Source organism: Rhodococcus sp. BE178 (assembly GCF_050433545.1).
Lineage (GTDB): Bacteria > Actinomycetota > Actinomycetes > Mycobacteriales > Mycobacteriaceae > Prescottella.
Map to the genome: position 1 here is coordinate 186,805 of NZ_JBNPXA010000008.1, position 25,582 is coordinate 212,386.

Annotated in this window: 26 protein-coding genes; 10 read left to right on the forward strand and 16 right to left on the reverse strand. The window is 69.0% G+C overall.

Going from position 1 to position 25,582, the window contains the following annotated elements:
* Positions 1-8: 8 nt before the first annotated feature.
* From J2X34_RS16300 to J2X34_RS16330, 7 genes are all read right to left on the reverse strand, one after another.
* Positions 9-476 (reverse strand): DUF3180 domain-containing protein, encoded by a 468-nt coding sequence (locus tag J2X34_RS16300; RefSeq protein ID WP_429518367.1) that lies wholly within the window; start codon positions 474-476, stop codon positions 9-11.
* A gap of 5 nt (positions 477-481) precedes the next feature.
* On the reverse strand, positions 482-988 hold the full coding sequence (folK, locus tag J2X34_RS16305) for a 2-amino-4-hydroxy-6-hydroxymethyldihydropteridine diphosphokinase (protein ID WP_114723439.1): 507 nt from the start codon (positions 986-988) through the stop codon (positions 482-484).
* The gene (gene folB / locus J2X34_RS16310) at positions 985-1,386 is read right to left on the reverse strand and encodes a dihydroneopterin aldolase (RefSeq protein ID WP_258558090.1); all 402 of its coding nucleotides are present in this window, start codon (positions 1,384-1,386) and stop codon (positions 985-987) included. The genes folK and folB overlap by 4 nt, the downstream gene beginning before the upstream one ends.
* Complete coding sequence (folP, locus tag J2X34_RS16315; protein WP_114723441.1) at positions 1,379-2,227, reverse strand: dihydropteroate synthase; 849 nt, start codon at positions 2,225-2,227, stop codon at positions 1,379-1,381. Before folP ends, folB begins: the two co-directional genes overlap by 8 nt.
* Positions 2,228-2,259: 32 nt before the next feature.
* Positions 2,260-2,877 (reverse strand): GTP cyclohydrolase I FolE, encoded by a 618-nt coding sequence (gene folE, locus J2X34_RS16320; protein WP_114723442.1) that lies wholly within the window; start codon positions 2,875-2,877, stop codon positions 2,260-2,262.
* An 85-nt stretch (positions 2,878-2,962) separates the two neighbouring features.
* On the reverse strand, positions 2,963-5,308 hold the full coding sequence (gene ftsH / locus J2X34_RS16325) for an ATP-dependent zinc metalloprotease FtsH (protein WP_114723443.1): 2,346 nt from the start codon (positions 5,306-5,308) through the stop codon (positions 2,963-2,965).
* A gap of 259 nt (positions 5,309-5,567) precedes the next feature.
* Complete coding sequence (locus tag J2X34_RS16330) at positions 5,568-6,920, reverse strand: amidase (RefSeq protein ID WP_429518371.1); 1,353 nt, start codon at positions 6,918-6,920, stop codon at positions 5,568-5,570.
* A gap of 101 nt (positions 6,921-7,021) precedes the next feature.
* Here J2X34_RS16330 and J2X34_RS16335 point away from each other — a divergent pair, with 101 nt between their 5' ends.
* A complete protein-coding gene (locus J2X34_RS16335; protein ID WP_429518372.1) occupies positions 7,022-9,370 on the forward strand; it encodes a serine/threonine-protein kinase in 2,349 nt (782 codons plus the stop codon).
* Here the strand turns inward: J2X34_RS16335 and hpt are convergent.
* The 4 genes from hpt to dacB are packed head-to-tail and all read right to left on the reverse strand — an operon-like array spanning position 9,331 to position 13,363.
* Complete coding sequence (gene hpt / locus J2X34_RS16340; RefSeq protein ID WP_114723446.1) at positions 9,331-9,885, reverse strand: hypoxanthine phosphoribosyltransferase; 555 nt, start codon at positions 9,883-9,885, stop codon at positions 9,331-9,333. The two genes, J2X34_RS16335 and hpt, sit on opposite strands and share 40 nt — an antisense overlap.
* 12 nt (positions 9,886-9,897) lie before the next feature.
* Positions 9,898-10,872, reverse strand: coding sequence for a tRNA lysidine(34) synthetase TilS (tilS, locus tag J2X34_RS16345; RefSeq protein WP_429518427.1), 975 nt, complete (start codon positions 10,870-10,872; stop codon positions 9,898-9,900).
* 2 nt (positions 10,873-10,874) lie between these two features.
* Positions 10,875-11,927: a zinc-dependent metalloprotease gene (locus J2X34_RS16350; RefSeq protein WP_429518375.1), complete on the reverse strand. Its 1,053-nt coding sequence runs from the start codon at positions 11,925-11,927 to the stop codon at positions 10,875-10,877.
* Between the two features lie 23 nt (positions 11,928-11,950).
* Positions 11,951-13,363: a D-alanyl-D-alanine carboxypeptidase/D-alanyl-D-alanine endopeptidase gene (gene dacB, locus J2X34_RS16355; RefSeq protein WP_429518377.1), complete on the reverse strand. Its 1,413-nt coding sequence runs from the start codon at positions 13,361-13,363 to the stop codon at positions 11,951-11,953.
* 166 nt (positions 13,364-13,529) lie between these two features.
* Between dacB and J2X34_RS16360 the strand changes: the two genes are divergently transcribed.
* From J2X34_RS16360 to J2X34_RS16380, 5 genes are all read left to right on the forward strand, one after another.
* Positions 13,530-14,021, forward strand: a complete 492-nt coding sequence (locus J2X34_RS16360) for an inorganic diphosphatase (RefSeq protein ID WP_114723448.1) — start codon at positions 13,530-13,532, stop codon at positions 14,019-14,021.
* A gap of 92 nt (positions 14,022-14,113) precedes the next feature.
* Complete coding sequence (gene lexA, locus J2X34_RS16365) at positions 14,114-14,776, forward strand: transcriptional repressor LexA (protein ID WP_429518379.1); 663 nt, start codon at positions 14,114-14,116, stop codon at positions 14,774-14,776.
* Between the two features lie 198 nt (positions 14,777-14,974).
* Positions 14,975-16,174: an RCC1 domain-containing protein gene (locus J2X34_RS16370; protein ID WP_429518381.1), complete on the forward strand. Its 1,200-nt coding sequence runs from the start codon at positions 14,975-14,977 to the stop codon at positions 16,172-16,174.
* A 210-nt stretch (positions 16,175-16,384) separates the two neighbouring features.
* The gene (locus J2X34_RS16375) at positions 16,385-17,410 is read left to right on the forward strand and encodes a hypothetical protein (RefSeq protein WP_429518383.1); all 1,026 of its coding nucleotides are present in this window, start codon (positions 16,385-16,387) and stop codon (positions 17,408-17,410) included.
* A gap of 226 nt (positions 17,411-17,636) precedes the next feature.
* A complete protein-coding gene (locus tag J2X34_RS16380) occupies positions 17,637-18,137 on the forward strand; it encodes a hypothetical protein (RefSeq protein ID WP_174907140.1) in 501 nt (166 codons plus the stop codon).
* Here the strand turns inward: J2X34_RS16380 and J2X34_RS16385 are convergent.
* Genes J2X34_RS16385 through J2X34_RS16400 form a run of 4 tightly spaced genes read right to left on the reverse strand, consistent with a single transcriptional unit; the run spans position 18,095 to position 21,563 of the window.
* A complete protein-coding gene (locus J2X34_RS16385) occupies positions 18,095-19,792 on the reverse strand; it encodes an MDR family MFS transporter (protein ID WP_429518385.1) in 1,698 nt (565 codons plus the stop codon). The two genes, J2X34_RS16380 and J2X34_RS16385, sit on opposite strands and share 43 nt — an antisense overlap.
* Before the next feature lie 52 nt (positions 19,793-19,844).
* Positions 19,845-20,675 (reverse strand): crotonase/enoyl-CoA hydratase family protein, encoded by an 831-nt coding sequence (locus J2X34_RS16390; RefSeq protein WP_114723453.1) that lies wholly within the window; start codon positions 20,673-20,675, stop codon positions 19,845-19,847.
* A gap of 46 nt (positions 20,676-20,721) precedes the next feature.
* Positions 20,722-21,159, reverse strand: a complete 438-nt coding sequence (locus J2X34_RS16395; protein WP_429518387.1) for a carboxymuconolactone decarboxylase family protein — start codon at positions 21,157-21,159, stop codon at positions 20,722-20,724.
* A gap of 38 nt (positions 21,160-21,197) precedes the next feature.
* Positions 21,198-21,563, reverse strand: a complete 366-nt coding sequence (locus J2X34_RS16400; RefSeq protein WP_174907935.1) for a glyoxalase superfamily protein — start codon at positions 21,561-21,563, stop codon at positions 21,198-21,200.
* Between the two features lie 485 nt (positions 21,564-22,048).
* On the opposite strand from J2X34_RS16400, the gene J2X34_RS16405 reads away from it, so the two are divergent.
* The gene (locus J2X34_RS16405; RefSeq protein ID WP_429518389.1) at positions 22,049-22,570 is read left to right on the forward strand and encodes a 2-oxo-4-hydroxy-4-carboxy-5-ureidoimidazoline decarboxylase; all 522 of its coding nucleotides are present in this window, start codon (positions 22,049-22,051) and stop codon (positions 22,568-22,570) included.
* On the opposite strand, the gene J2X34_RS16410 is transcribed toward J2X34_RS16405, so the two are convergent.
* Positions 22,564-23,139, reverse strand: a complete 576-nt coding sequence (locus tag J2X34_RS16410) for a TetR/AcrR family transcriptional regulator (protein WP_114723482.1) — start codon at positions 23,137-23,139, stop codon at positions 22,564-22,566. The genes J2X34_RS16405 and J2X34_RS16410 overlap by 7 nt on opposite strands.
* Positions 23,140-23,267: 128 nt before the next feature.
* Here J2X34_RS16410 and J2X34_RS16415 point away from each other — a divergent pair, with 128 nt between their 5' ends.
* The 3 genes from J2X34_RS16415 (at position 23,268) to J2X34_RS16425 (ending at position 25,530) form a co-directional block, all read left to right on the forward strand.
* A complete protein-coding gene (locus J2X34_RS16415) occupies positions 23,268-24,368 on the forward strand; it encodes a hypothetical protein (RefSeq protein ID WP_429518391.1) in 1,101 nt (366 codons plus the stop codon).
* Positions 24,369-24,383: 15 nt separating this feature from the next.
* Positions 24,384-24,908, forward strand: coding sequence for a YbaK/EbsC family protein (locus J2X34_RS16420; RefSeq protein WP_174907931.1), 525 nt, complete (start codon positions 24,384-24,386; stop codon positions 24,906-24,908).
* A gap of 73 nt (positions 24,909-24,981) precedes the next feature.
* Positions 24,982-25,530, forward strand: a complete 549-nt coding sequence (locus J2X34_RS16425) for a flavin reductase family protein (RefSeq protein WP_174907929.1) — start codon at positions 24,982-24,984, stop codon at positions 25,528-25,530.
* The last annotated feature ends 52 nt before the right edge of the window (positions 25,531-25,582 follow it).

The following is a 25,582-nucleotide window of genomic DNA, read 5'->3' on the forward strand; positions in this document are numbered from 1 at the left end:
TGCGCAGATCAGTGCGCGGGTTCGTCCGGCGGCTCGTCCGGAGTCCGGCAACAGTGCTCGAGCCACATCGCGGCCACCACCAGCAAGACCGCGGCAACCAGCCCGACGATCGCGCCGGGACTGTCCGACACCGCCGCCCGGAACTCCGAACGCTGCGGCCACAGGAACACCAGGAAACCTGCCCACACGCCGGCACTCGCCGCACCGACCAGTGCCGACGCCTTCGCCAGCGCCGCCGCTCGGGCCGCGGTGATCGGGTGCAGCTGACGCGGCCCCGGGCCGATCGCGTGCCCACGAACCCGGGCCCGGATCACGAACGCCAACACCACCTCGATGAGCGCCACCGGGTACAGCGATGCCCCGGCGTAGATGGGAATCGGGGGCAGCGAGCCATACGAGACACGCACCAGCAACCATGTCGCGACTGCGGCCAGCAGTGCCAGCGACAGCAGGTCCCAGATCCGGGTCGGCTTCATCACGGCTACCGTAGTTCCAGTTGCAGCGCCGTCCGGCGAACTCCGGCTCTTTCGGCCGCGTCGAGGCCCGTGACCAGCTCATCGACGCGGACGGTGATCCCGCCCACATCGAGCGTCGCATCCGGGTCCACATCCAGCCAGGGCACCAATACGAAGGCGCGTTCGTGCGCGCGGGGATGCGGAAGAGTCAGCTCCGGATCGTCGCTGCGCACCCCGTCACACGTGACGACGTCGACGTCCAACGTGCGCGGTCCCCACCGCTGCTCACGAATCCGATCGGCCGCGGCCTCGAGTTGCTGTCCGCGTCGAAGCCAGCCCCGGCAGTCGGTGCCGGGATCATCGACGATCACCGTCGCGTTCAGAAAGTCCTGCTGCTCGACACCGCCCCACGGAGCGGTCGCGTAGACCGGCGAGACCACCACGATCCACTCGCGGAGCCCGTCGACGACACCCTGCAGATGCGCGAGGCTGTCCCCGATGTTGGAGCCGATCGACAGGACCGCCCGACTCACCGGGAGCCCTCGGCGGCCGCGCGCGATCGACTCGCGACCACCGCGACATCGGCGAATGTCAACGGGATCGGCGCGGACGGCTTGTGCAGCACCACCTCGACGCGCCGGACGCGGGCGTCGCGCATCACGTCGTCCGCGATCTCCGCGGCCACCGTCTCGATCAGGTCCCGCGCAGGTCCCCCGACGATCGTCGCCGCACGCTGAGCGAGGTCGCCGTAGTCGAAGGTGTCCTTCAGATCGTCCGACGCGGCAGCCGGCGCCAGATCCATCCACAGCGTCACGTCGACGAAGAAGTCCTGACCGTCCCGCTTCTCGTGATCGAACACACCGTGGTTGCCGCGGACCTTCAGCCCCCGCAACTCGATGCGATCGCCCGAGACATCACTGCCATCACTCACCGCCGCCTCCTGGCACATCACCGCTGGGACTCGGGCTCTGGGAACCCCGCGCCCACGCCCCCGCGACCGCGATCGCGTCGAGCGAGGCCTGCGCGTCGTGCACCCGCACGCCCCACGCACCGTGGGTCACCGCGAGCGCGGACACGACCGCCGTCGCGACCTCGCGGCCGGCCGGTGGGCGCACGGTGCCGTCGGCGTCCGCGAGCAGCGAGCCGAGGAAACGCTTACGGGACGCGCCGATCAGGACCGGGAAACCCAGATCGACCAGTTCCGGGAGCCGATTGAGCAGCTGCCAGTTGTGGTGCGGATCCTTGACGAAACCGAGGCCCGGATCGAGGGCGATCGCCTTCGGGTCCACCCCGGCCGCGACGGCCGCGTCCACCTGGACCATCAGCTCGTCCCGGACGTCGCGGACCACGTCGTCGTAGTGGGTCGACCCGCCGGCGTGGACGAACCCGCCGGTGGGCCGCCAATGCATGAGGATCCAGGGCACACCGGCGTCGGCGACGACCCTGGCCATGTCCGCGTCAGCGCGTCCACCCGACACGTCGTTGACGATGGTGACACCGGCCTCGATCGCGGCCTGCGCCACCGATGCCCGCATCGTGTCGACGCTGACGGTGACACCCTCCGCGACGAGCGCGGCGATCACCGGCGCCACCCGGGCCGCCTCGACCTCCGGGTCGACGCGGGCGGCCCCGGGCCGGGTGGACTCACCCCCCACGTCGACGATGTCGACGCCGAGATCGTGCAGGTGCACTCCGTGTGCGACGGCGGCGTCCCGGTCGAGGAATCGGCCCCCGTCGGAAAACGAATCGGCGGTCACGTTGAGGACGCCCATCACGACGGGGCGGCCCGGGTTCGGTAAGGCGATCACTTGCGGAGGATCAGATCCAGAGCCTCAGCACGGGAGGCGGAGTTCGACTGGAACAGCCCCCGCACCGCCGACGTCGTAGTGCTGGCACCGGGCTTGCGGATGCCGCGCATCGCCATGCACAGGTGCTCGGCCTCGACCACGACGATCACGCCGCGGGGATCGAGCTTGCGCATCATCGCGTCGGCGATCTGGCTCGTGAGCCGCTCCTGCACCTGCGGGCGCTTCGCGTAGAGATCGACCAGACGTGCCAGCTTCGACAGGCCCGTCACCCGACCGGTCGGGCCGGGGATGTAGCCCACGTGCGCGACGCCGTGGAACGAGACCAGGTGGTGCTCGCAGGTCGAGTACATGGGGATGTCGCGGACCAGCACCAGTTCCTGGTGGCCCTCGTCGAACGTCGTGTTCAGTACGTCGTCCGGGTCGGTGTAGAGACCCGCGAACACCTCACGGTATGCGCGCGCAACGCGCGCCGGAGTATCGAGCAGACCCGGGCGGTCGGGATCCTCACCGACCGCAATCAGGAGTTCGCGAACCGCGGCCTCGGCCCGTGCCTGATCGAAAGGCCTTCCCGTCATGAGCGCGACCGGCTCACTCCCCAGCTGATTCACCGACAACCGACCGCACCTCCAGTATCGGGGCTGAATGCCCTGACCCACACCGAAACGGGGTGAGCCAGGGCTAAGCCTAGTTCCGAGCCGACTACTGCGGGCCGCTCGGCCCCTCCCATGCCTGCGTCCGCGCATCGTCATCAGACCGTCCGGTCCCCTGATCGCCAGGTCGGTGGACCGGACGTCCCTCGGGATCGGTGGGCCGCTGCTGCTGCGGCGGCTCCCACTGCGGATACGGTTGCCAGCCGCTCGGGTTCTGCGGGCGACCCCGGCCGTCCGGTTCCTGCGGAGGCCAGCCCGGGGCCGACCAGCCCGCGGGGGCGCCGTAGTCCGGTCGCGTGCCCTGCACCGGCGCGGCCGGCTGCTGCGGGTGCGCCTGCTGCTGGTGCCGTGACGGATCGGGTGCCGCGTGCCCGTTGGCGGGCGGGGTCGGCACCGTATCGCGCTTGACGAAGGTCGGCTGCGGCACCTCCGGCGTCGGCTCGGGCTCGACGGTCGGCGGCCACGTCTCGCCGCGCTCCACCGCGAGTTCGCGCGGCGTCTTGATCGGCGGCTTGTCCGACGGCGTGCGCTCACCGAAGACGTTGAACGCGGTGATCCGCGGACGCTTCTCGACGCTCGTGAAGATCTGCTCGAGATCCTTCCGGGTGAGCGTCTCCCGCTCGAGCAGCTCGCGCGCCAGGATGTCGAGGACGTCGCGGTACTCGTTGAGGATGGACCACGCCTCGGTGTGCGCGGCCTCGATCAGGTTGCGCACCTCCTCGTCGATCTCGCGGGCGACCTCGTGCGAGTAGTCGGAGTTCATGCCCATCGACCGACCCAGGAACGGATCGCCCTGTTCCTGGCCGTAGCGGACCGCACCGAGCTTGGCGCTCATGCCGTATTCGGTGACCATCGCGCGCGCAATCTTGGTGGCCTGGTCGATGTCGGAGGACGCGCCCGTCGTGGGCTCGTGGAACACGAGCTCCTCGGCGGCACGACCGCCCATCGCCATCACCAGTCGAGCGATCATCTCGGACCGCGTCATCAGGCCCTTGTCGTCCTCGGGCACGGTCATCGCGTGACCGCCCGTGCGGCCGCGGGCCAGGATCGTGACCTTGTAGATCGGCTCGATGTCCGGCATCGCCCACGCCGCGAGCGTGTGACCGCCCTCGTGGTACGCGGTGATCTTCTTCTCGTGCTCGGAGATGATCCGGCTCTTGCGGCGCGGACCACCGATCACGCGGTCGACGGACTCCTCGAGCGCCGCCTCGGTGATCACGGTGCCGTTCTCGCGCGCGGTGAGCAGCGCGGCCTCGTTGATGACGTTCGCCAGGTCCGCACCGGACATGCCGACGGTGCGCTTCGCCAGACCCTCGAGGTCGGCGTCCTGCGCGATCGGCTTGCCCTGCGAGTGGACCTTGAGGATCGCGCGGCGGCCGGCCAGGTCGGGCGCGCCGACCGGGATCTGCCGGTCGAAACGTCCGGGACGCAGCAGTGCGGGATCGAGGATGTCGGGGCGGTTGGTCGCGGCGATCAGGATGATGCCGGTGCGGTCGCCGAAGCCGTCCATCTCGACCAGCAACTGGTTGAGGGTCTGCTCGCGCTCGTCGTGGCCACCGCCGAGGCCGGCGCCACGCTGGCGGCCGACCGCGTCGATCTCGTCGACGAAGATGATGCACGGGCTGTTCTGCTTGGCCTGCTCGAACAGGTCGCGGACACGCGAGGCGCCGACACCGACGAACATCTCGACGAAGTCCGAACCGGAGATCGTGAAGAACGGCACGCCGGCCTCACCGGCGACGGCGCGCGCCAGCAGCGTCTTGCCGGTACCAGGAGGACCGTAGAGCAGCACGCCCTTCGGGATCTTCGCGCCCAACGCCTGGTAGCGAGCCGGATTCTGGAGAAAGTCCTTGATCTCGTAGAGCTCCTCGACCGCCTCGTCGGCGCCCGCGACGTCCGCGAAGGTGGTCTTGGGCATGTCCTTCGACAGCTGCTTGGCCTTGGACTTGCCGAAGCCCATCATTCCGCCGCGCCCGCCGCCCTGCATGCGGTTCATGACGAAGAAGAAGATGCCCAGCAGGATGATCATCGGCAGCACGAACAGCAGGAGCGACGTCAGCCAACTCTCCTGCGTGACGCTGGTGTTGAACTCCTGCGCCCCGGATCCGGAGACCTTGTCGAAGATCTGCTCGGACGCCGCGTTCGGGTACTTGGCGATGATCTGCTTCGAATCCTGGGTCGCCTCGTTGCCGTCCTTGAGCCACAGGCGCACCTGCTGCTCGCGGTCGTCGATCTGCGCCTTCTCGACGTTCTTGGAGTCGAGCTGCGAGATCGCCACCGAGGTGTCGACCGACTTGAACCCGCGCGTGTCGTTACCGAAGTAACTGAAGGCGTAGATCACCAACAGGATTCCAGCGACTATCGCCAGGTTGCGGAACACAGTCTTGCGGTTCATACAGGTTCGGCCACGGCGGCCGGTCCTTTCGATAGTGCGGGCTACGCTCGTGCAGGTACGGGGTCGACCGTCCGGATCCCCGGACAGTCGGCGTTCGGGCTGCTCGGACACCTCAGATTACCGCGAACGATGATGCTCGACGCCTGGTAGCAGCCATCCACTCCGAGAAGTGGAGTCAATCCGTTCAACGCACGCCGGCCCCCCGCCGGTTCCCGCTGGCCGCCGAAATCACTCGACACAGGACGATACGTGCCGCAAGTCACACGGGTGCGTGGCGAGGCCAGGCCTGTCGCCGCTCGAGTTCGGCCGCGACCGCGAGCACCGTCGATTCCCCGCCCGGCGGTGCGACGATCTGGACCGCGATCGGCGTACCCGACGTGGGGTGCATACCGACCGGCACGCTGGCAGCCGGCCAGCCGAGCACGTTCCACATCGCGCTGAACGGGGCATATCGTACATTTGCGACAAGGTTGGCCGCCCACGACTTCTCGCTCCACGGGAGCGCCTCGATCGGCGGTTGGGCCAGCGACGGCGTCAACACCACGTCGTACGCGATGAAGAAGGACCGCATTCGCGCATCGAGACGGTCCACCTGCGACGACCGCACCAGCCCCGCCCGGTTGACGGCCCGCCCGATCGCGGCGTGCCACCGGGTCCGCGGCTGCAGCAACGCGGGATCGAGGTCGGCGGCGTCGTCGGCGGTGCCGGCGAACCAGCGCAGGAACGCCGCCGACATGTTCGGCGGGTACGGCACCCTCGTCTCGCTGGTCCGGTGTCCGGCCTCCGCGAGGACAAGCCGGGTCTGCTCGACACCGCGCGCCCAGTCCGCGTCGACGCGCAGGATCGGCGACGCCGTGTTGACCGCGACACCGACGCGCAGGGGTCGCGACTCCGGGATCTCAGCCAGCGACGGATCGTCGGCCAGCACCGACAGCATCAGCGCCGCATCCTCCACGGTGGTCGCGATCGGCCCGTTCTCCGACATCCCGAACCACGAGTGCGCGCCCAGCTCGGCCGGCACCAGACCACGGCCCGGCTTGATGCCGAACACTCCGCACGCGGCCGACGGGATCCGGATCGAGCCCATGCCGTCGGCCGCCAGCGCGATCGGCACCATGCCGTCGGCGACGGCGGCGGCGGAACCACCGGACGAGCCGCCGGGGACCCGGTCCGGATTCCAGGGATTGCGCGTGATCACGCCGGGTGAGTCGACGGCACCCCAGACGCACAGCTCGGGCACCGCCGTCAGCCCCACCGGGATCGCCCCGGCCGCGCGCAGCCTGGCCACCGTGGGGTGGTCGTGGGTGGACGGGCCCGGATCGGTCGCCGCTGACCCGTCACGCATCGGCTCGCCTTCGACCTCGACGTTGTCCTTGATCGCGACCGGCACCCCGGCCAGCGGCAGGCTCGACAGGTCGGGGTGCGAGGCCAGGGCCTGAGCCTCGGCGCGAGCCCGCTCCCCCAGCACGCGCACGAACGCGTTGATCCGCGGGTTGCGTTGCTCGATGCGGCGGAGCGCGTCCGCGACGACATCTACCGGCGACAGCGCACCGGAACGCACGCGGGCAGCGATGGAAACTGCGGTGAACTCCTCGACCAGGTGATCCTGCACCTGCCGAGTATGCCGCCGACGGCGATATCATTTCGAGTACCCCGAGGGGTGAGTTCACCCCACCCTTCCGGCCGCTGCCCTCTCCCGAACGGTGACGAGTGATGGATGGCCCAGGTTCGGCAAGCGCTGGTTCGGCGGACCTCGCTGCGACGACGGCTCCCACGGCCGCAGCCGGGGCGCCGCCGGATCTCGGCGCGCAGACCGTCTCGTTCCTGGCGGACGTGGTGGCCCGGTTCGCGGCCGAGTGGGAGACCACCGGCGAGCCGCCCGACATCGAGACGTTCCTGCCCGGCGGGCTGGCCGTGGGCGACGCGTTGCGCCGTGCCGCGCTGGTGGAGTTGATCAAGGTCGATCTCGACTACCGGCTGTTGCGGACCGACCGGCCGAAGCCGCTGACGGACTATCACTCCGAGTTCCCGGACCTGCACGCGAAGCCGCTGCCCCTCGACCTGATCTACGAGGACTTCCACCTGCGCCGACGCTGCGGCCGGGTCGCCGACGCGGAGGCGTACGCGCGCGAGTTCCCCGCACTCGCCGAGCAGCTGGCCCGGGTCGGCAACGGCGCGGGCGACTACCGCAGCACGCTGATCGCACAGCCCGGCGCGCAGCACGCCCTCGACCAGGTGGACGTCGGCGACTGCATCGACGACTTCGATCTGCTGACCGGGCTCGGCCGCGGGTCGTTCGCACGCGTGTTCCTGGCGCGGCAGCGGTCGATGCAACGACTGGTCGCGGTGAAGATCTCGCACGACCACGGCACCGAGCCGCAGACCCTCGCCCAGCTGGACCACGACTACATCGTGCGGGTGTTCGACCAGCGGCTCCTCACGGACCGCGAGCTGAAGCTGCTGTACATGCAGTACGTGCCGGGCGGCACGCTGCTCGGTGTGCTGCGCCGCGTGCGCGAGGAGCCGGACGATCCCGAGCACCCGCGCACCGGCCGGCTGCTGCTCGACGCGATCGACGAGACCCTCGAACGCAAGGGCGAGATCCGTCCCAGCGACTCGAGCGTGCGGGACGAGATCGCCGGGCTGACGTGGCCCGAGACGGTGGCATGGCTGGGCCGACGGCTCGCCGACGCCCTCGACTACGCCGACAGCCGCGGCGTCCTGCACCGGGACATCAAGCCCGCGAACGTGCTCCTGACGTCGGAGGGCGTCCCGAAGCTCGCGGACTTCAACATCAGCTTCAGCGACTGCGTCGCCGGCACCAGCCCGGTCGCGTACTTCGGCGGCTCGCTGGCCTACATGTCACCGGAGCAGTTGGAGGCCTGCCATCCCGACATGGCCGGATCGGCGGCCGACCTCGACGTCCGCAGCGATGTCTACGCGCTCGGTGTGATGCTGTGGGAGCTGCTCACAGGTCGCCGGCCCTTCGCGGACGAGCAGGGCGCCGGCGAGTCGGCGACGTCCCTCGAGCGGATGCTCGCGCTGCGCCGACGCGACATCGACCCGCAGTTCCAGTCCGATCTGCCCGACGACTGTCCCGCCGCGCTGCGACGCGTACTGCTGACGTGCCTGGCCCCCGATCCCGAGGGGCGCTGGGCGACCGGCGCCGAACTGGCGCAGCAGTTCGACCTGTGCCTGGACGCGCGCGCCCGCGACCTCGTCGATCCGCCGCCGAACAGCTGGCGGGCCCGGCTGCGGCCGTGGATGATCCCCATCGTCGCGGTCGGGGTGGGCGTGCCGAACGCGCTGGCCGCGATGTACAACTACCACCACAACCAGACGCTGATCATCGAGGAACTCTCCCCGGAGGCGCAGCAGCGGTTCGTCGAGATCTCGCAGGTGATCAACAGCACCCTGTTCCCTCTCGGGTTCCTGCTGATCGTGTACTTCTGCCGGCACGTCATCTCGGTGCCCCGTGGCCTGCGCAAGGGCAAGTCCTACGACGCCGCGACCCTCGCGCGGGCCCGCGCCGACACGCTGCTGATGGGCGACCGGATCGTGGCCGTGGTGTTCACGCTGTGGCTGGTCGCGGGGATCGTCTTCCCCGTCTCGCTGCAGTTCGCGGCGGGCAGCATCCCGCATGGCGCGTACGTGCACTTCTTGGGATCGCAGATCGTGTGCGGCGCGGTCGCCGTCGCGTACCCGTTCTTCGTCGTCAGCTTCTACGCCGTCCGCTGCCTGTATCCGTCGCTGCTGCCGCACGGCATCACCAGCAGCAGCGACGAGCGCCGGCTACGCGGACTGGACCGCCGCAGCACCCTGTATCTGGCGGTGGCCGCATCGGTGCCGTTGGTCGGAGTCGCCGGGGTGACGTTCCTGTCCCCCGACGAAATCTCCGTCGTCATCTACGCGGTGCGGGTGCTGTGCGTCGGCGGTGTGGTCGCCTTCGTGCTGGTGTACTGGCTGTTCCGCCTGCTCGAAGAGGACCTACGCGCCCTCGAGCGCGTGGTGTCGCAGGGGAACTATCCGCCGTACACCTTGGGGTCGAGGGTGCCGATGTAGGGCAGGTCGCGGTAGCGCTCGGCGTAGTCCAGGCCGTAGCCGACGACGAACTCGTTGGGGATGTCGAAGCCGACGTGCGCGACCTCGATGTCGACCTTGCACGCCTCGGGCTTGCGCAGCAGCGTCACGACCTCGAGCGACGCCGGGTTGCGGGTCTTGAGGTTGCGCATCAGCCACGACAGCGTCAGACCGGAGTCGATGATGTCCTCGACGATCAGCACGTGGCGACCGGCGATGTCCTTGTCGAGGTCCTTGAGGATCCGCACGACACCGGACGACGACGTCGACGAGCCGTACGAGCTGACGGCCATGAACTCCATCTGGGTGGGGATCGACAGTGCCCGCGCGAAGTCGGTCATGAAGAAGATGGCGCCCTTGAGGACACCCACCAGCAGCAGGTCACCTTCCGGCGCGCCCACCGGATAGCGCTCGGCGATGGCCTCGGCCAGTTCGGCCGTGCGCTCCTTGATCTGCTCCTCGGAGATGAGTACCGATGCGATGTCGCCCTCGTACACGGAGCATTCCCTTCAGTCGTTCACGAACCCCGCCGACAGCCTGCCACGCCGCCGGGATGCAACCAACCTGACTCCCGGTCTTCCGCCCCCGACTGCGACACCACCCTGCCCCCGCCACCGCCCGACCAGTTCGTCCACGGCGCGTAACTGCCGGTCGGTCAACGCCTTCGCACCGCGGTCGTGGAGCCACAACCGCAGGACACGGCGCCGCACCGCGACCGGGACATCGATCAGCCGCTCGACTACGAGGTCGTCGCCGTCGCGGGCCGCCGCCAGCGCCTGTCGGGAAAGTGTGTCGAGCACCTCGCCGTCCTCGCGGAGCTGCTCGGCGGTGCGGGCCAGGGCCGGGGCGACACCGCCCCCGAGGACGTCCTCGAGCAGCGGCAGCACCTCGGTGCGCAGCCGCACCCGGGTGAACCCGGGATCGGAGTTGTGTGGGTCCTCGTGCGGTTCGAGCCCCAGTTCGGCGCACGCGGTCCGTGTCGTCGCGCGGCGCACCCCGAGCAACGGACGCCCCCACGGCGCGTCGTACTCGGCCATGCCACGGATCGAACGTCCCCCGGAACCCCGGGCCAGACCGAGCAGCACCGTCTCGGCCTGGTCGTCGAGGGTGTGCCCGAGCAGGACGGGCCGGCCGCTCCGGCCCGCATCGAGAGCGGCGTACCGGGCGGCGCGGGCGGCGGCCTCGAGTCCTCCCGGGCCCGTCACGTCCACCGCCACGACGTCGGCGCCGGCGCAGCCCAGTGCGAGCGCCCGGGAGGCCGCGACGGCGGCGACGTCACCGGACCCGTCCTGCAGGCGGTGGTCGACGACCAGTGCCCGCACCGCGGGTGCCTCGGCGACGGCGGCCGCGGTCAGCGCGAGCGAGTCCGCCCCGCCCGAGAGCGCGACGACGACACCACCGGCCGGTTCGTGCCGCGCCAGCCACGCACGCACCGCGTGCCGGATCTCGAGGATCGCGGGGGCCTCGGGCAGGACGGCGGGCACCGTCACCCCAGCACCCGGGTGATCCAGGCGTCGGGGTTGTCGATCTCGTCGACGGTCGGCATGGCCTCGGCCCCGGACCAGACGGCGTTGAACTGCTCCATACCCACGCGCGCGACGACGGCGTCGACGAAGCTCTTGCCGCGCACGTACTGCGCCATCTTGGCGTCCATGCCGAGCAGTGCCCGCACCAGTCGCTGCACCGGGTTGCTCTTGCGGCGGCGGCGCGCGTCGAACGCATTGCGGATCCGCACCACCGACGGCACGACCTCGGGCCCGACGGCGTCCATCACGTGGTCGGCGTGCCCTTCGAGGACGGTGCCGAGCATCAGCATCCGGTCCAGCGCTCGGCGCTGCGGTTCGGCCTGGGTGGCCCGCAGGAGCCCGATGACTCCGCGCTGGTCGGCGGGCAGGTCCTCGCCGCGGCGGCGGTCGCGCAGTGCCCCGGACAGCCGGGCGACGAACTCGCCCATCGGCTCGTCGGTCGACTCGCCGAGGGTGGCGACGGACTGGCGCATGTACTCGCCCATCCACGGCGCCGACGAGAACTGCACCCGGTGGGTCACCTCGTGCAGGCACACCCACAGCCGGAAGTCGCTGGGCGGCACCTTCAGGGTGCGCTCGACCTGCAGCACGTTGGGCGCCACCAGCAGCAGGGTGCCGTGTTCGCCGGTGAACGGGTCGTACTGGCCGAGAATCGCGGACGACAGGTAGGCCAGCATCGCTCCGGCCTGCACACCACCGGGCTTGCCGGCGATCAGCGTGCGCTGCGCGGCATCGATGTCGGTCCCGGTCAGCTGCGCCATCGAGTGCGCGGCGGCACGGATCCAGCCGGCCCGGTCCACGACCTGCGCGGTCGGGATCGGCAGCCCGTCCGCGAGACCGGTGACCTCCCGGACCGGGCCCTCCGCCCGGATCGACGCGGACTCGAGTTCCGCCACCACCGACTGCGCGGTGTACCGGGACGTCGACGGCCCGGCCGGAGCCAGCCGCGCACCCGTCCGGGCGGCCAGACTCCAGTCCACCGCATTCCCGAATCCGCTCTCCGGCTCCGTCACCTCACCGCTCACTTCCCCTCAACTCACCGGCATCCGCACAGCCGCAGCGCCCCGGCGACCGCGTCCAGCGCGGGACGGCTCGCCTCCGGTGGACTGTTGTTGGACATCAGCGCGAAGGTGAGGACCCGGCCGTCGACGTCGACGACATATCCGGTCAACACGCTGGCGACCGAGAGAGTTCCCGTCTTGGCCCGCACCCAACCCGCGCCGGTCCGGTCCCCCGAGGCGTACCGGTCCGAGAGCGTGCCGGTGGCGCCGGCGACGGGCAGGTCGTCGAGCATGGGCCGCAACTGCGGCTTGGTGTCGCCGGCCGCGGCCGTGAGCGTCTCGTTGAGGAGCCGGGCGGGAATGCGGTTGTCGACGGATAGGCCGCTGCCGTCGTGCAGGGTGAGCCCGTCCATCCCGAAACCGGCGTCGTACAGCGTCTGCGAGATGGACGCGGTGGCACCCGCGAACGATCCTTCGGCGTTCTTCGCGCCCGCGACCTCGCGGGCGATGGCCTCGGCGAGCACGTTGTCCGACTTGCGCATCATCTGACCGAGCCGGTCGCGCAGCGGCGCCGACAGCACGCTCGCGACGGGGGCGGCACCGGATTCGGCCTTGCCGAGGGTGACACGGGCGGGGTCGATGCCGAGGGCCTGCGCCAGGACGCGGCCGGCGTCGAGCGCGGGGGTGGCGCTGCGCGGCGACTCGTCGGCGAGCGGCGAGATCCGGCCACCGTCGATCATGAGCGGTTCGGTGGGCGCGATGTAGCCGGCGGCGACGTCGTCGGGCATCCAGCCCTGTGCCATCGTCGGGCCGGTGTACGCGCTGGTGTCGACGACGATGCTGTCCACCGGCGCGCCCGCGCGCTGGATCTGCTCGACGAGGTCCGCGATGCGCGGTGCCCCCGGGTAGTAGCCCGGCTGCCCTGCCGGCTGCGCGGTGAGCGTCGGGTCGCCGTCGCCGACGAGGACGATCTCACCGGGCCGCGAGCCCTGCACCACCTGCGTCGCGACCCGGTGGTCGGCGGGCAGCGCGAGCATCGCGGCGGCCGCGGTGAGGATCTTGGTGGTCGATGCCGGCGTCATCGGGGTGTCCGGGTTCTGGCTCCACAGCACGTTGCCGGTGAGGGCGTCGGCGACGGAACCGGTGAACGCGCCGAGCGCGGGGTTGGCCACGACCGGCGCGAGGGCCGCCGCCAGTGCCTGCGGCGTCGGCATCGGGGCGTCGTCGGACAGCGGCGCCACCTGCGGTGTCGCGCTGATGGGCGACGGCTCCGGGGGCACGGCGACCACGTCCTCGGCGGCGGTGGCGGTCCCGCGCTGCATCACCACGATCGTGGTGCCGGCGGCGGCGAGGACGAGCACAGCCGCCAACGCCATCAGGATCCGGATATTTCGGCGTCGACGCCCCGCCAGGGTGCCGATCTTCTTCTTTCCCTCGCCCGCCAACATCCCTCCGGGTTCTCGCTCCACCGACTTCTCGGACTACTCAGACCGTTTCGCGCGAGGGGCCGACCAAGTGCCCGGCACCTGCACAACACAGTATCGCCGACCCGCTACCCTTTTCCCGAACCGTCTACCGAGGCGGCAGCCGCAGACAGGACAGTGAGGACAAGACGTGGAGTTCGACGTCACCATCGAAATCCCCAAGGGCCAGCGCAACAAGTACGAGGTCGATCACGAGACCGGCCGCGTGAAGCTGGACCGCTACCTCTACACCTCCTTCGGCTACCCCGCCGACTACGGCTACATCGAGAACACCCTCGGCGAGGACGGCGATCCGCTGGACGCGATGGTGCTGCTGCCCGAGTCCGTGTTCCCCGGCGTCATCGTCGAGGCTCGCCCGGTCGGCATGTTCAAGATGGTCGACGAGGCCGGCGGCGACGACAAGGTGCTGTGTGTCCCCGCGGGTGACCCGCGCTGGGATCACATCCAGGACCTGGCCGACGTCGCGCAGTTCGAACTGGACGCGATCAAGCACTTCTTCGTGCACTACAAGGATCTCGAGCCGAACAAGCACGTCACGGGCGCCGACTGGGTCGGTCGCGCCGAGGCGGAGAAGGTCATCGCGGAGGCCGTCGAGCGTCTGAAGGCGAACGGCGGACACTGAAGTAACCACCGGTGAAGGTGTGGGATCACGTTCGTGGTCCCACACCTTCGCTGTTTCCGGGGGTGTCCCCGGCCCCCACTACCATTCGCCGGGTGACCGGTTACGACGATCTCGACATGTTCGGTGGCCTCGACGCCTCCACCCTGCCGCCCCGCCGGCAACGGATCCTGCTGACGATCCGGGACTGGGTCGACGCGTACGGGTGCCCGCCGAGTACCCGTGAGATCGCGGACGCGGTGGGACTGCGTTCGACGTCGACGGTGTCCAAGCATCTGCGGATCCTCGAGGACAGCGGTTTCCTGCGCCGCGGCGGGGCGATGACCCGCCAGCTGGACGTGCGCCCCTTCCTCGCCGGTTCCGCGCCGGGACGGGCGACGGAGAACACGGTGGCGGTTCCCGTCGTCGGTGACATCGCGGCCGGCGCACCGATTCTCGCGGAGGAGCACGCCGACGAGGTACTGGCCCTGCCGCGTGAGCTCGTCGGCTCCGGCACCGTGTTCGCGCTGCGGGTGCGCGGCGAGTCCATGGTCGACGCCGCGATCTGCGACGGCGACACCGTCGTGGTGCGCCGCCAGGACGAGGCCCATTCCGGCGAGATCGTCGCCGCGATGATCGACAGCGAGGCCACAGTGAAAGTGCTGCGCCGACGGAACGGCCACGTGTACCTCGAGCCCCGCAACCCCGCCTACGAGGTCATCGACGGCGACGAGGCCGTCATCCTCGGCAAGGTGGTGTCGGTGATGCGGCGGATCTGATCCCGCTACGCACGCGAACGAACGTCCCTCGGCTCGACTTCGCGCGCTGCGCTCGCAAATCTCGACCGCGAGTTGCGGCCGACGTCCCGGATGCGCCCTCGGTATTTGGCCACTTTCGGCTATCTCTCCTGATTGCCACTTATGCCCTCCGATTTGCCCTGTTATGGTGCGAATTTGCAGTGGGCCGACTATCCGGTTTTGCCTGCTTCCGAGTGGTGCCGCCGCTACGTCCGCCTGCTGGTGGTCACCGTTCACCACTCTCATACGAAGGAACCGATCTCGATGCTGCTCGCCGCCCCGGCCTCACCACACGGTGGGGACGCTCCGCCCCGACACTCGACCGGCCGCCGCGCGCCCCGATTCCGGCGTACGGTCCTGACGGCTCTCGCCGCGACCGGTATCGCCGTGGCGCTGGCCGCTCCCGCGGCCGCGGCCCCGGTCGGGGTCCCGGTCCCGCCCGGCGGCCAGGTGATCGCCTGGGGATACAACTACGACGGGCAGACCGCCGTGCCGACGCCGCCTACCGGGCAGACCTACACCGCGATCGCCGCCGGCCTCTACCATTCCCTCGCGTTGACCTCCGCCGGGCAGGTGGCCGCCTGGGGAAACAACGACAACGGGCAGGTGGCCCCCGAGGGCGACAACGGTCAGAACGCCGTGCCGGCCCCGCCGGCCGGGCAGACCTACACCGCCGTCGCCGCCGGCGGCTCCCATTCCCTCGCGTTGACCTCCGCCGGTCAGGTGATCGCCTGGGGAGACTACAAGGGTCAGACCGCCGTGCCGGCCCCGCCGGCCGGGCAGACCTACACCGCGATCGCCGCCGGCGGCTTCCATTCCCTCGCACTGACCTCCGCCGGACAGGTGATCGCCTGGGGATACACCAACGAGGGTCAGACCGCCGTGCCGGCGCCGCCGGCCGGGCAGACCTACACCGCGATCGCCGCCGGCTACTCCCATTCGCTGGCACTGACCTCCGCCGGGCAGGTGATCGCCTGGGGATACAACTACGAGGGTCAGACCGCCGTGCCGGCGCCGCCGGCCGGGCAGACCTACACCGCGATCGCCGCCGGCTACTCCCATTCGCTGGCACTGACCTCCGCCGGGCAGGTGATCGCCTGGGGAAGCAACGAATTCAAGCAGACCGCCGTGCCGGCCCCGCCGGCCGGGCAGACCTACACCGCGATCGCCGCTGGCCGCGCCCATTCCGTCGCGTTGACCTCCGCCGGACAGGTGATCGGCTGGGGAAACAACGCCTACGAGGTGTCCGTCGTGCCGGCGCCGCCTATCGGGCAGACCTACACCGCCGTCGCCGCCGGCGGCTTCCATTCCCTCGCGCTCGCGTCGGTCACCTCCGAATCCTCGGCAACCGGCTCCCTCGGCCCGATCTTCGGATCCTGACCGGCTCCCACCACACCACCAACTCTGTGGCCGCCCACCCTGCGGGGTGGGCGGCCACGAGTGTCACAAACAGCGAGTGACCTCGAAGACATTCACCGACAAGCAACTTCCCATCGGCCGATCAGCGAAACCGCCTGCCCGGTAGCGTTCGCATTGGTTTCCAGTTTCTCCAGACCAATCCACGGAGACGGTGTTGAAGGGACGGTGAGCGTGCAGTCGCCACGGAAGCAGGGGCTGACAACTCTCGTGGTCGTTGCGGCAGTCGTGGTCCTCACCGCCGTGACGATCGGAGCGTGGAAGTACCAGTCCAAGGACACGTCCACCGCCACCAACAAACAGATCAACCACCCCGCGGCGCAGATCAATCACCCCGCGGCGAGCGCTGAACCACGCAGGGCATGTGCCCCCGGCGCCTCCGAAGGCGATGGACCCGCAGCCGCCGGCACAGCGCAGCGATTGACGGACGTCATGCAGCGCGCAGGAGAGTTGCTGCGCGTCCGCGGCGCCGCGTGGGGACCGCAGGTCGCTACCGGTACACAATTGTCCGCCAGCGAGGCGTTCGAGCTCGCGGCATCGGTTCCAGGTGATGCAACGGCCGTGGAGATGGAATGGCTTCGTCAAGCACAGCGGGACGGTGTGTACGACGACCCGAACAGATCGCTTGAGACGATCGTTCGACACATCGAGTCGACGACCATCACGGACGGTGATCTCCTCGACCATCTGGGGCAGAACTGGCCGGCGATCGTCAACACGGTCGGGGATGTCGCGGCTATCGGGTTCGACGACTACGTCGACCAGGTTCGCGCCTCCCCGCCGATGAGGTCCGCCGCTGCCCTCGACCTCCGTTCGCAGTTGCGGGTCAAGGCCGTCGCGTCCGGTCTGAAGGAGCAATGGGACCGGTCCCAGGAACTGGTCGGGGTCTACTTCCAGGAGTGCAGCAGCGATGCCGCGATGCGGCGGGACCCGTCGGTTCCCGTCGCGGACTACATCCAGGACTGGGACCTCGCGGAGGCGCTGGTCCGTGACGCGGTTGCCGCTGCCTTCTTCGCGGGTTCGTCCGGCGACGATCTCGAGCGAATAAACGTCCTGGAACGGGGATTGCAGATCGTCCAGACTCCCGACGATGTCGAGCGGGACGATTCGCTGACCCGCTCGGTGCAACCGAACGAGAACCTCCACCCGGACGATGCCGCACTACTCGAACTGGAAGAACCTTCCCTCGACGATGAGTGATCTGACTTCGCCATCCCACAGTATCGACTCGATAACAAAGGGCTCCGCGAAATCAGCAGCGAATCCCTGGCCAACACCCCGTTGTGGACATCGTCCATGACCCAAGAGCGCAGCTCAACGGACCAGTGCCGCCGCAGGCTAAAGATATCGTTCGTTCTTCGACCTCGGTCAGCGAGCGTCGAACACGACAGTCTGTGAAGGAGAACTCGGAGAGTAGAAAGGAAAGGTGGGAAGACAGGCAACCGTCGTGCTCTACGTGCTCGCGCTGGTAGCCGTAGTGGTTGTTAGTGGACGTCCTGTTCTTCAGGCACCATTTCTGGGGGCGGTTGATGGTGAATGTCGGGATCGTCCTGGTGTTCACGGCGTTCTATCTGAGATTCCTGCAGCGTTCATGAACGAAGGAGTGCTGGCAGGTTTCCGTGATCTCGCCGGCTCTCACTGGAACGCATCAGTTCTGGGACGCACCGCACACAACTTCCACGACGACGGTGAGGTCATCCATCCAGCCCAGCTTGCGGTCGGCATGTCGAGCGCAGAACCCTTTGTCGGCGAGTCGAATTCGTTGTTACGCCCGATATCGGTCCAACCGTATCGAACTCGATTACGCACAAGTCCCTGTCGGTCGCCGGGCCTGCTGTCCAGCGATCTGGTGGATGCAGATGCCGCGGACGTCATGGGCACACGTCAGCCGATGTCGGATCGTGCCTCGTCGATGCCCGACTTCTGACGCAGCGGCACCTCGCGCCAGATCAGGATCAGCACCAGCGACGCGACGGCGAGGACGACGATCGGCGGGTAGACCGTCTCGAACGCGGTCGCGAAGCCGTCCTTGAACGGTGCGGCGAGCGTCGGATTCAGTTGCTCGATGAACGACGTGTCGTTCATCGCGGCTTGTGCGGCGGTCGGGTCTCCGCTCATGAGGCCGCGCGCGATCCCGGCTTCGACGGGGTTGGCACTGTTCACCCCGGCCGCGACGGCCTGCTGGAACTCGGGCGACTGGGCAGCGTCGTGCAGTTGGGTGGTGATCGCCGGCGTCAGTTGGGCGAACAGGATCGACAGGAACAGCGCGACGCCCAGCGTGCCGCCGATCTGCCGGAAGAACGTGGCGGCTGCGGTCGAGACGCCCATGTCCTTGGGCGGCAACGCATTCTGGATCGCGAGGGTCAGCGGCTGCAGCAGATTACCGAGGCCCAGGCCGAGCACGAAGATGAACACCATGAACACCGGCAGGCTGGTCTGCGCGGTCACGGTGTGCAGCAGCAGGGCTGCGACGGCGATCAGCACGGCGCCGACGATCGTGAAGATCCGGTAGCGGCCGGTTCTGGCGATCAGCTGACCGGACAGGATCGATCCGAGCGCTATGCCCAGCACGGCGGGCAGCATCTGGAAGCCGGCCATCGTCGGACTCGACCCCTTCACCACCTGCAGGAACTGCGGGATCACGGTGATGGCACCGAACATCACGGCACCGACCAGGAAGCTGATGAGCACGCCGAGGGCGAAGGTCTGGCCGCGGAAGAAGTGCAGCGGGAACAGCGCCGCGTCGCGCATGGCGTATTCGACGGCGACGAATCCGAGCACGCCGACGACGCCGATTCCGTAACAGATCAGGGCCTTCTCGCTGCTCCAGCCCCAGGTGCGCCCCTGCTCGGCGACCACCAGCAGCGGCACCAGCCCGACCGCGAGGACCAGCGCACCCCACCAGTCGATCCGCATCATGCGGTGCACGGGTGGCAGGTGCAGGACCCGCCACACCACCGCGAGCGCGACCAGTCCGATCGGCACGTTGACCAGGAACACCCACCGCCAGCCCGCGATCCCGAGGATCTCGTCCTGCCCCGCGAGCACGCCGCCGATCACCGGCCCGAGCACGCTCGACGTGCCGAACACCGCCAGGAAGTAGCCCTGGTATTTCGCGCGTTCGCGCGGCGGGACGATGTCGCCGACGATGGCCAGCGCCAGCGAGAACAGGCCGCCGGCACCGAGTCCCTGAATTGCCCGGAACACCGCCAGCATGTACATCGACTGCGCGAACGTGCACAGGATCGACCCGATCACGAACAGAACGATCGCGGCCATGAAGTACGGCTTGCGCCCGTGGATGTCGGAGAGCTTCCCGTACAGCGGGGTGACCAGGGTCGCGGTGATGAGATAGGCGGTGGTCACCCACGCCTGCAGCGCATACCCGTCGAGGTCGTCGGCGATGGTGCGCATCGCGGTGGCGACCACGGTCTGGTCGAGCGCCGCGAGGAACATTCCGAGCAGCAGGCCACTGAGGATCGCCAGGATCTGGCGGTGCGTGAACGTGACCTGCTGCCCGGAACCCTCCGGCGCGACGGCGGGCTCGACGTCCCGATCAGAATCCTGAGGTTCCTCGGCCATGTCGGTCCCTCGCCGTCGCTCTCACAACTGCAGTGGCAAACGCCTTTCGAGCCTAGCGACCCTTGAACTCGGGCGGACGCTTCTGGAACACCGCCGTGATGGCCTCGGTCAGGTCTTCCGACGGCAGGAAGGCCGCATTCCACGCGGCCACGTAACGCAGGCTGTCGTTCACCGCCGCGGAACGGCCGTGGTCGAGCACGTCCTTGACGCCGTGCACGACGAGCGGCGGGTTCGCCGCGATGTCGGCGGCGGTCGCGTGAGCCGCGGCCAGGACCGCGTCGGCGTCCTCGAACACGTCGTTGACCAGACCGATCTTCTCCGCGCGGGCGGCGTCGATGTCCTTGCCGGTCAGCGCGAGCTCACGCAGGTGCCCGTCACCGATGATCGCGGGCAGGCGGGCGAAACTGCCCATGTCGGCGACGATGGCCACCTTGACCTCGCGGATGCTGAACTTGGCATCGGCGCTCGCGTATCGGATGTCGGCGGCCGAGATCAGGTCGACGCCGCCGCCGATGCACCAGCCCTGGATCGCGGCGACGACGGGCTTGCGGCAGTCCGCGACGGCGTTGATGCCGGACTGCATCCGCTTGATGAGGTTGTGGAAATCGGTACGAGGTCCGGCCTGGGCCTTGTCGGCGAGGACGGCGCCGAAGCCGCCGCTCATCGCGGGCAGGTCCAGGCCGAAGGAGAAGTGCTTACCGGATCCGGCGAGCACGACGGCACGGACCTCGGGGTCGGCGTCGAGTTCGGCAAAGATGTCGGGCAGTTCCTCCCAGAAGTCCGGGCCCATCGCATTGCCCTTGCCGGGGCCGATGAGCGTCACCTGGGCGACGTGGTCCTTGCGCTCGACTGTGAACGCCTTCCAGCTCTGCTTTTCCGTCATTACTCGAGAGTAACCTTTGCGGCTCGGGCAGGCGAAGACCCGGTCGTCAGGGGGCAACCGGGTAGTGGCTGGTGATCGCGACCCTGTTCCACGCATTCATCACGACGGCGAGCCAGCTGACCGCCGACGCCTGCTCGGCGGTCAGGGATCCGTCGTCCCACGTACGTGTGTCCGGGACCGAGAGCCTGGTGACCTGTTCCGCCAGGGCCAGGGCGGCGCGCTCCTGCGCACTGAAGTACTGAGACTCCCACCACGCCGCCACGACCGCCAGACGATCGCTGGTCTCCCCCTTCGAGATGGCGTCGCGGGTGTGCATGCGCAGACAGAACGCGCAGCCGTTGATCTGCGAGACGCGGATCTTGACCAGTTCGGCCAGCAGCGGGTCCAGCCCCGACTCCTGCACGGCCGTTTCGGCCCGCGCGTTCAAGGCGCCCAACTGCTTGTACGCATCCGGGTGCTGCTTGCTGAGGTTCACGGAGCTCATGCGGATTCCTTTCGACGCAGGCACGTCCGACGGGGTCGTTACCGATGTGGCCCTTCCCGGTGTCTCACGATATTCAGAATGTTGCCGTCCGGTGCTCGGACGAAGAATCTGCGAACTCCCCACGGCTCGGTGGTCAGCGGGTACACGATCTCGTAACCGTGCTCCTGCGCTTCCGCGTATGCCGCGTCCACGTCGTCGATGTGAACCGATACGACCGAATCCTCAGGAGCGGAAGCATCTTTCGTGACGAGCTGGACGCTCGCCCCGGTGCCCGGCGCGGTGCAACGAGCGACCCAGCCCATGTCGAATTCCTCGGTGCTCAACCCGAGGTAGTCCGTGTAGAAGCGTTTGGCAGCATCGACGTCGGGCACACGAAGATTGGCGGTGATACGGGTGACGCGCATGAAGTCCTCCTGTCCCAGGCGTGGACGGACGCATTCGATTCTCCCCGTTCGAGGGAACCGGTGCGCCCGACTCGTGATTCCTCTGTCGGTGCCCGCCTGAAGAACTACCGGGGCAAGGCGCACGAAGGAGGCAGATCGGTCTTGGGCAAGCTTGTGAGGGGTCGAATCCCGGAGATCATCCGTTCGAACGGAGAGACGCCGGTGGTGCGGCAACTGACCGCAGCTCGGAATCGCCGCGTTCCACGGTTTCGACCTCGACGACATCCTGCGCATCGCAGCGAGCAAGCGCACCGTGCGATTTGGTTTCGCCGAGCGGACCCGGCTGGACCAGGCCGGCGGTTCGATCGTCACCGAATCCGCACAATCCGGTGCGACTCGTTAATTGTGTGCAAACATCAGCGCCGACCGGCCGGTTCCCGCCCGCCAACGGCGGATGATCGAACTGCCCGCACGGGCACGTCCGCGACGCCGAGCGGAGGATGCGCATGCTGATGCACCAGGGAATCGGCCTGGACCGGTTCAACGACCTGCCGCGCCGGCGCGCGGTGCACGCACTGTTCGAGTGCTGTTCCAGCCTGCCGTGGTCGGCCCGCCTGGCCGACGGCCGCGCGTATGCCACGCACACCGATCTGCTGAGCCGAGCGGAGAAGGAACTGCGAATCCTGCCCGAGCAGGAGATCCAGCAGGTCCTGCAGGGCCACCCCCGGATCGGGTCCCGGGCCCGGAGCCTGCAGTCGTATCGGGAGCAGTGCGCGGTGTGGGTCGAGGACGCGGCCGCGATGGGCATGCTCGACGAGGCCGGTTCCGCGTACGAGGAGCGGTTCGGGTTCCGGTACGTCTGGTGCGCCGACGGCCGGGACGGGCGCGCACTGCTGGCGAATCTCACGGCCCGGATGAGCCACGATCTCGAGACCGAGCGTGATGTCCGCACCGCGGAGCTCGCGACGATCACCCGCACACGGCTCGAACGGATGCTCGGACCGGAGGGCGGGTTCCCGGACTACTGACGACGGGTGGCCCGGGCGACGGCGCCGGCGAACAACGCGGTCACGGCGGCGCCCATCGCGCGCTGGTCCACTTCCTCGGGATCGACGGAGTGCTCGAGGACCAGGCCGGAGATGAGCGCCATCAACGAGATCGCGGTGGTCCGCACGTCGATGTCGACGCCCCACTCGCGGGCGCGGTCGCCGATCAGTTCGACGAGTTTGCCGCGCAGATAACGGCGTTCGCGTAGATAGGCCTGTTTGATGTTCGGGTCGCGGCCCGCTTGGACCCCGAACTCGAGGACCAGCAGCGACCATCCCGGATCCGCGATGAGGGCCGACGCCACCTCCGCGCCGCCCTTGCCCACCGCGTCGGCGGGGTCGAGTCCGGAGATCTCGGCGAGGACCCGGCCGGCGAGTTCGAGGGACCGCTGCGCGAACAGCTCCGCGAACAGGTCCTGCTTGGACTCGAAGTTCGAGTACACCGCGCCCTTCGTGAACCCTGCCCGACGCGCGATCTCGGCGAGGCGGGCGGCGGCGAAGCCGCGTTCGGCGAACTCGTCGGCGGCCGCGTCCAGAATGCGTCCGCGCACCACATCCCGGGCCGGACGCGCCGTTGCGGCCACCTCGTCTTGACGACTACCAGTCACGATACCTACGGTATTCAATACCCGCGGTATCGACAAGACCGCCGGGGCCCACCCAGACTTCGAGGACGCCCGTGACCACATCGACCGAGACACCGACCATCCCCGCGGCAACCGCCACGCCCCCGCCCACGCACCGCAGCCCGCTCGAGCGGTTCGGCAGCGGCAAGGTCATGGCCGCGCTGGTCATCGGCGTCCTGGCGCTGCAGCTCGGCTTCATCCTCAGTTACGTCGCCGCGTTCCATCAGCCGACGCCACGGGACATCACGGTCGCCGTCGTCACGGCCCGTGGCATCCCGGAGGGCGTCGGACAGCAGTCGGTGGACAAGCTGAACGCGCTCGACGGACATCCGCTGGACGCACGCGTCGCGTCCGACACCTCGGAGGTCCGACGGCTGCTGCGGGACCGCGAGATCCAGGGCGCATACGTCATCGACCCGAGCGGGACGGACACCCTGATCACCGCGAGCGCCGGTGGCAGCTCGATCGCATCCGCGCTCGAGGCGGTCTTCGACCGGGTCGCGGCGGATCAGGACCGGCAGCTGGTGGTGCGCGACGAGATCCCCGTCGGCGCCCACGACAACCGCGGGCTCTCGGGCTTCTACCTGTCGATCGGCTGGGTCGTCGGCGGCTACCTGCTGGCCGCGGCGATCGGCCTCATCATCGGAGCGCCGTCGACGATGCGTCAGGCGTGGACGCACATCGCGGTCCTGTTCGGCTATTCGGTGGTGTCGGGCGCCCTGGGCGCGCTGATCACGACGCACCTGCTGGGAACGTTTGCCGGACACTGGTTCCCGCTGTGGCTACTGGGCACGGGCGTGGTGTTCGCGACGGCGCTGTTCACGCTCGGACTGCGGGCCGCGGTGGGCATTCTCGCGGTCCCGCTCGCGATCGCGGTGTTCGTGGTGTTGGGCAATCCGAGCGCGGGTGGCGCATTCGGCGCGAACGTGATTCCCAGCTTCTACGCCGCGATCGGGCAGTGGATCACCCCCGGCGCGGGCACCGAGGGTGTGCGCAGCATCGTGTACTTCGACAACGTCGGTCTCGGCCAGCCGGCGCTCGCCCTCGCGCTGTACGCCGCGGTCGGTGCGGCGATGCTGCTCGGCTTCACCGCGCGGCGAACACGCCGGACCCGGACTTCGCTCACGCATACGCCTACCCATGCCGCGAGTTAGTCCTACCCTGAGAACATGCCCAGGCTGCTGCATCCCAATGCGGCGCACGTCGCCGACACGCTGATCGCGCGCGGACACCACGGGGTCATCGTCACCCAGCCCGCGCCGACGCACAGTGCCGCGGAGGCGGCGGAGGCGCTGGGCGTGCAACTCGGTGCCATCGTCAAGTCGCTGGTGTTCCTGCTCGACGACGAACCGGTGCTGCTGCTGGTGTCGGGGGCGCACGAGGTGGACGTGGCCGCCACGGGCGTCCGTCTGCAGGGCACGCTGTCGCGGGCCCCGCTCGACGTGGTCCGGGAGGTCACCGGCCAACCGATCGGCGGGGTCGCGCCGCTGGGGCATCCCACCAATCTGCCCACCTACCTCGACAGCGCCCTGGCCGGCCATCCGGATCTGTGGGCGGCGGCCGGGCACCCGGACACGGTCTTCCGGACCACCTTCCCGGAGTTGCTGCGGGTGACGGCGGGTCTGGCCGTCGACATGGGCCGACCGGCCGAGGACGCCGCGATGGGACACGAAAACCAGTTGCCCGCTGAGTGAGCGTAAGCATGCCTGGTCTGTGAGCCCGGCCCTATAGTGACGGCAGTCAATCAGGTCCGAATCGGAGAATGCCTTGTCACAGCACGTCGAGAATGCGCCCGACCTCACCGTCGTCCCGAGCGAGGAGGGCATCGGCAACGACGAGTACAAGGCGGCCATGCGCCGCCACCCGGCCGGCGTCACGATCGTCACCCTCGACTCGGAGTCCGGTCCGGTCGGCTTCACCGCGACGTCGTTCGCGTCGCTGTCGATGAATCCGCCGCTGATCTCGTTCAACATCGCGCTGAACTCGTCGAGCATCAACGCGCTGCAGGCCGCCGATTCGATCGTCGTGCACCTGCTGGGCGAGCACCAGCAGCACCTGTCGCAGCGCTTCTCACGCAGCGCCGACCAGCGTTTCAGCGACGAGTCACTGTGGTCCCGCCTCGAGACGGGCGAGCCGGTGCTGCACGGCACCCCGATCTGGATGCGCACCACGGTCCACCAGCTCATCCCCGCGGGCGATCACACCCTCGTGATCGGCCTGATCACCCGCATCCACAACGAGAACGACGACGAGGCCGCGGCCGCTCCGCTGCTGTACCACGAGGGCCGCTACCACCGCGCCGCACCGCTCGACTAGACGCTTCGACAGAGTTCCGGCCAGGCTCGTCCACGACGAGCCTGGCCGGAGC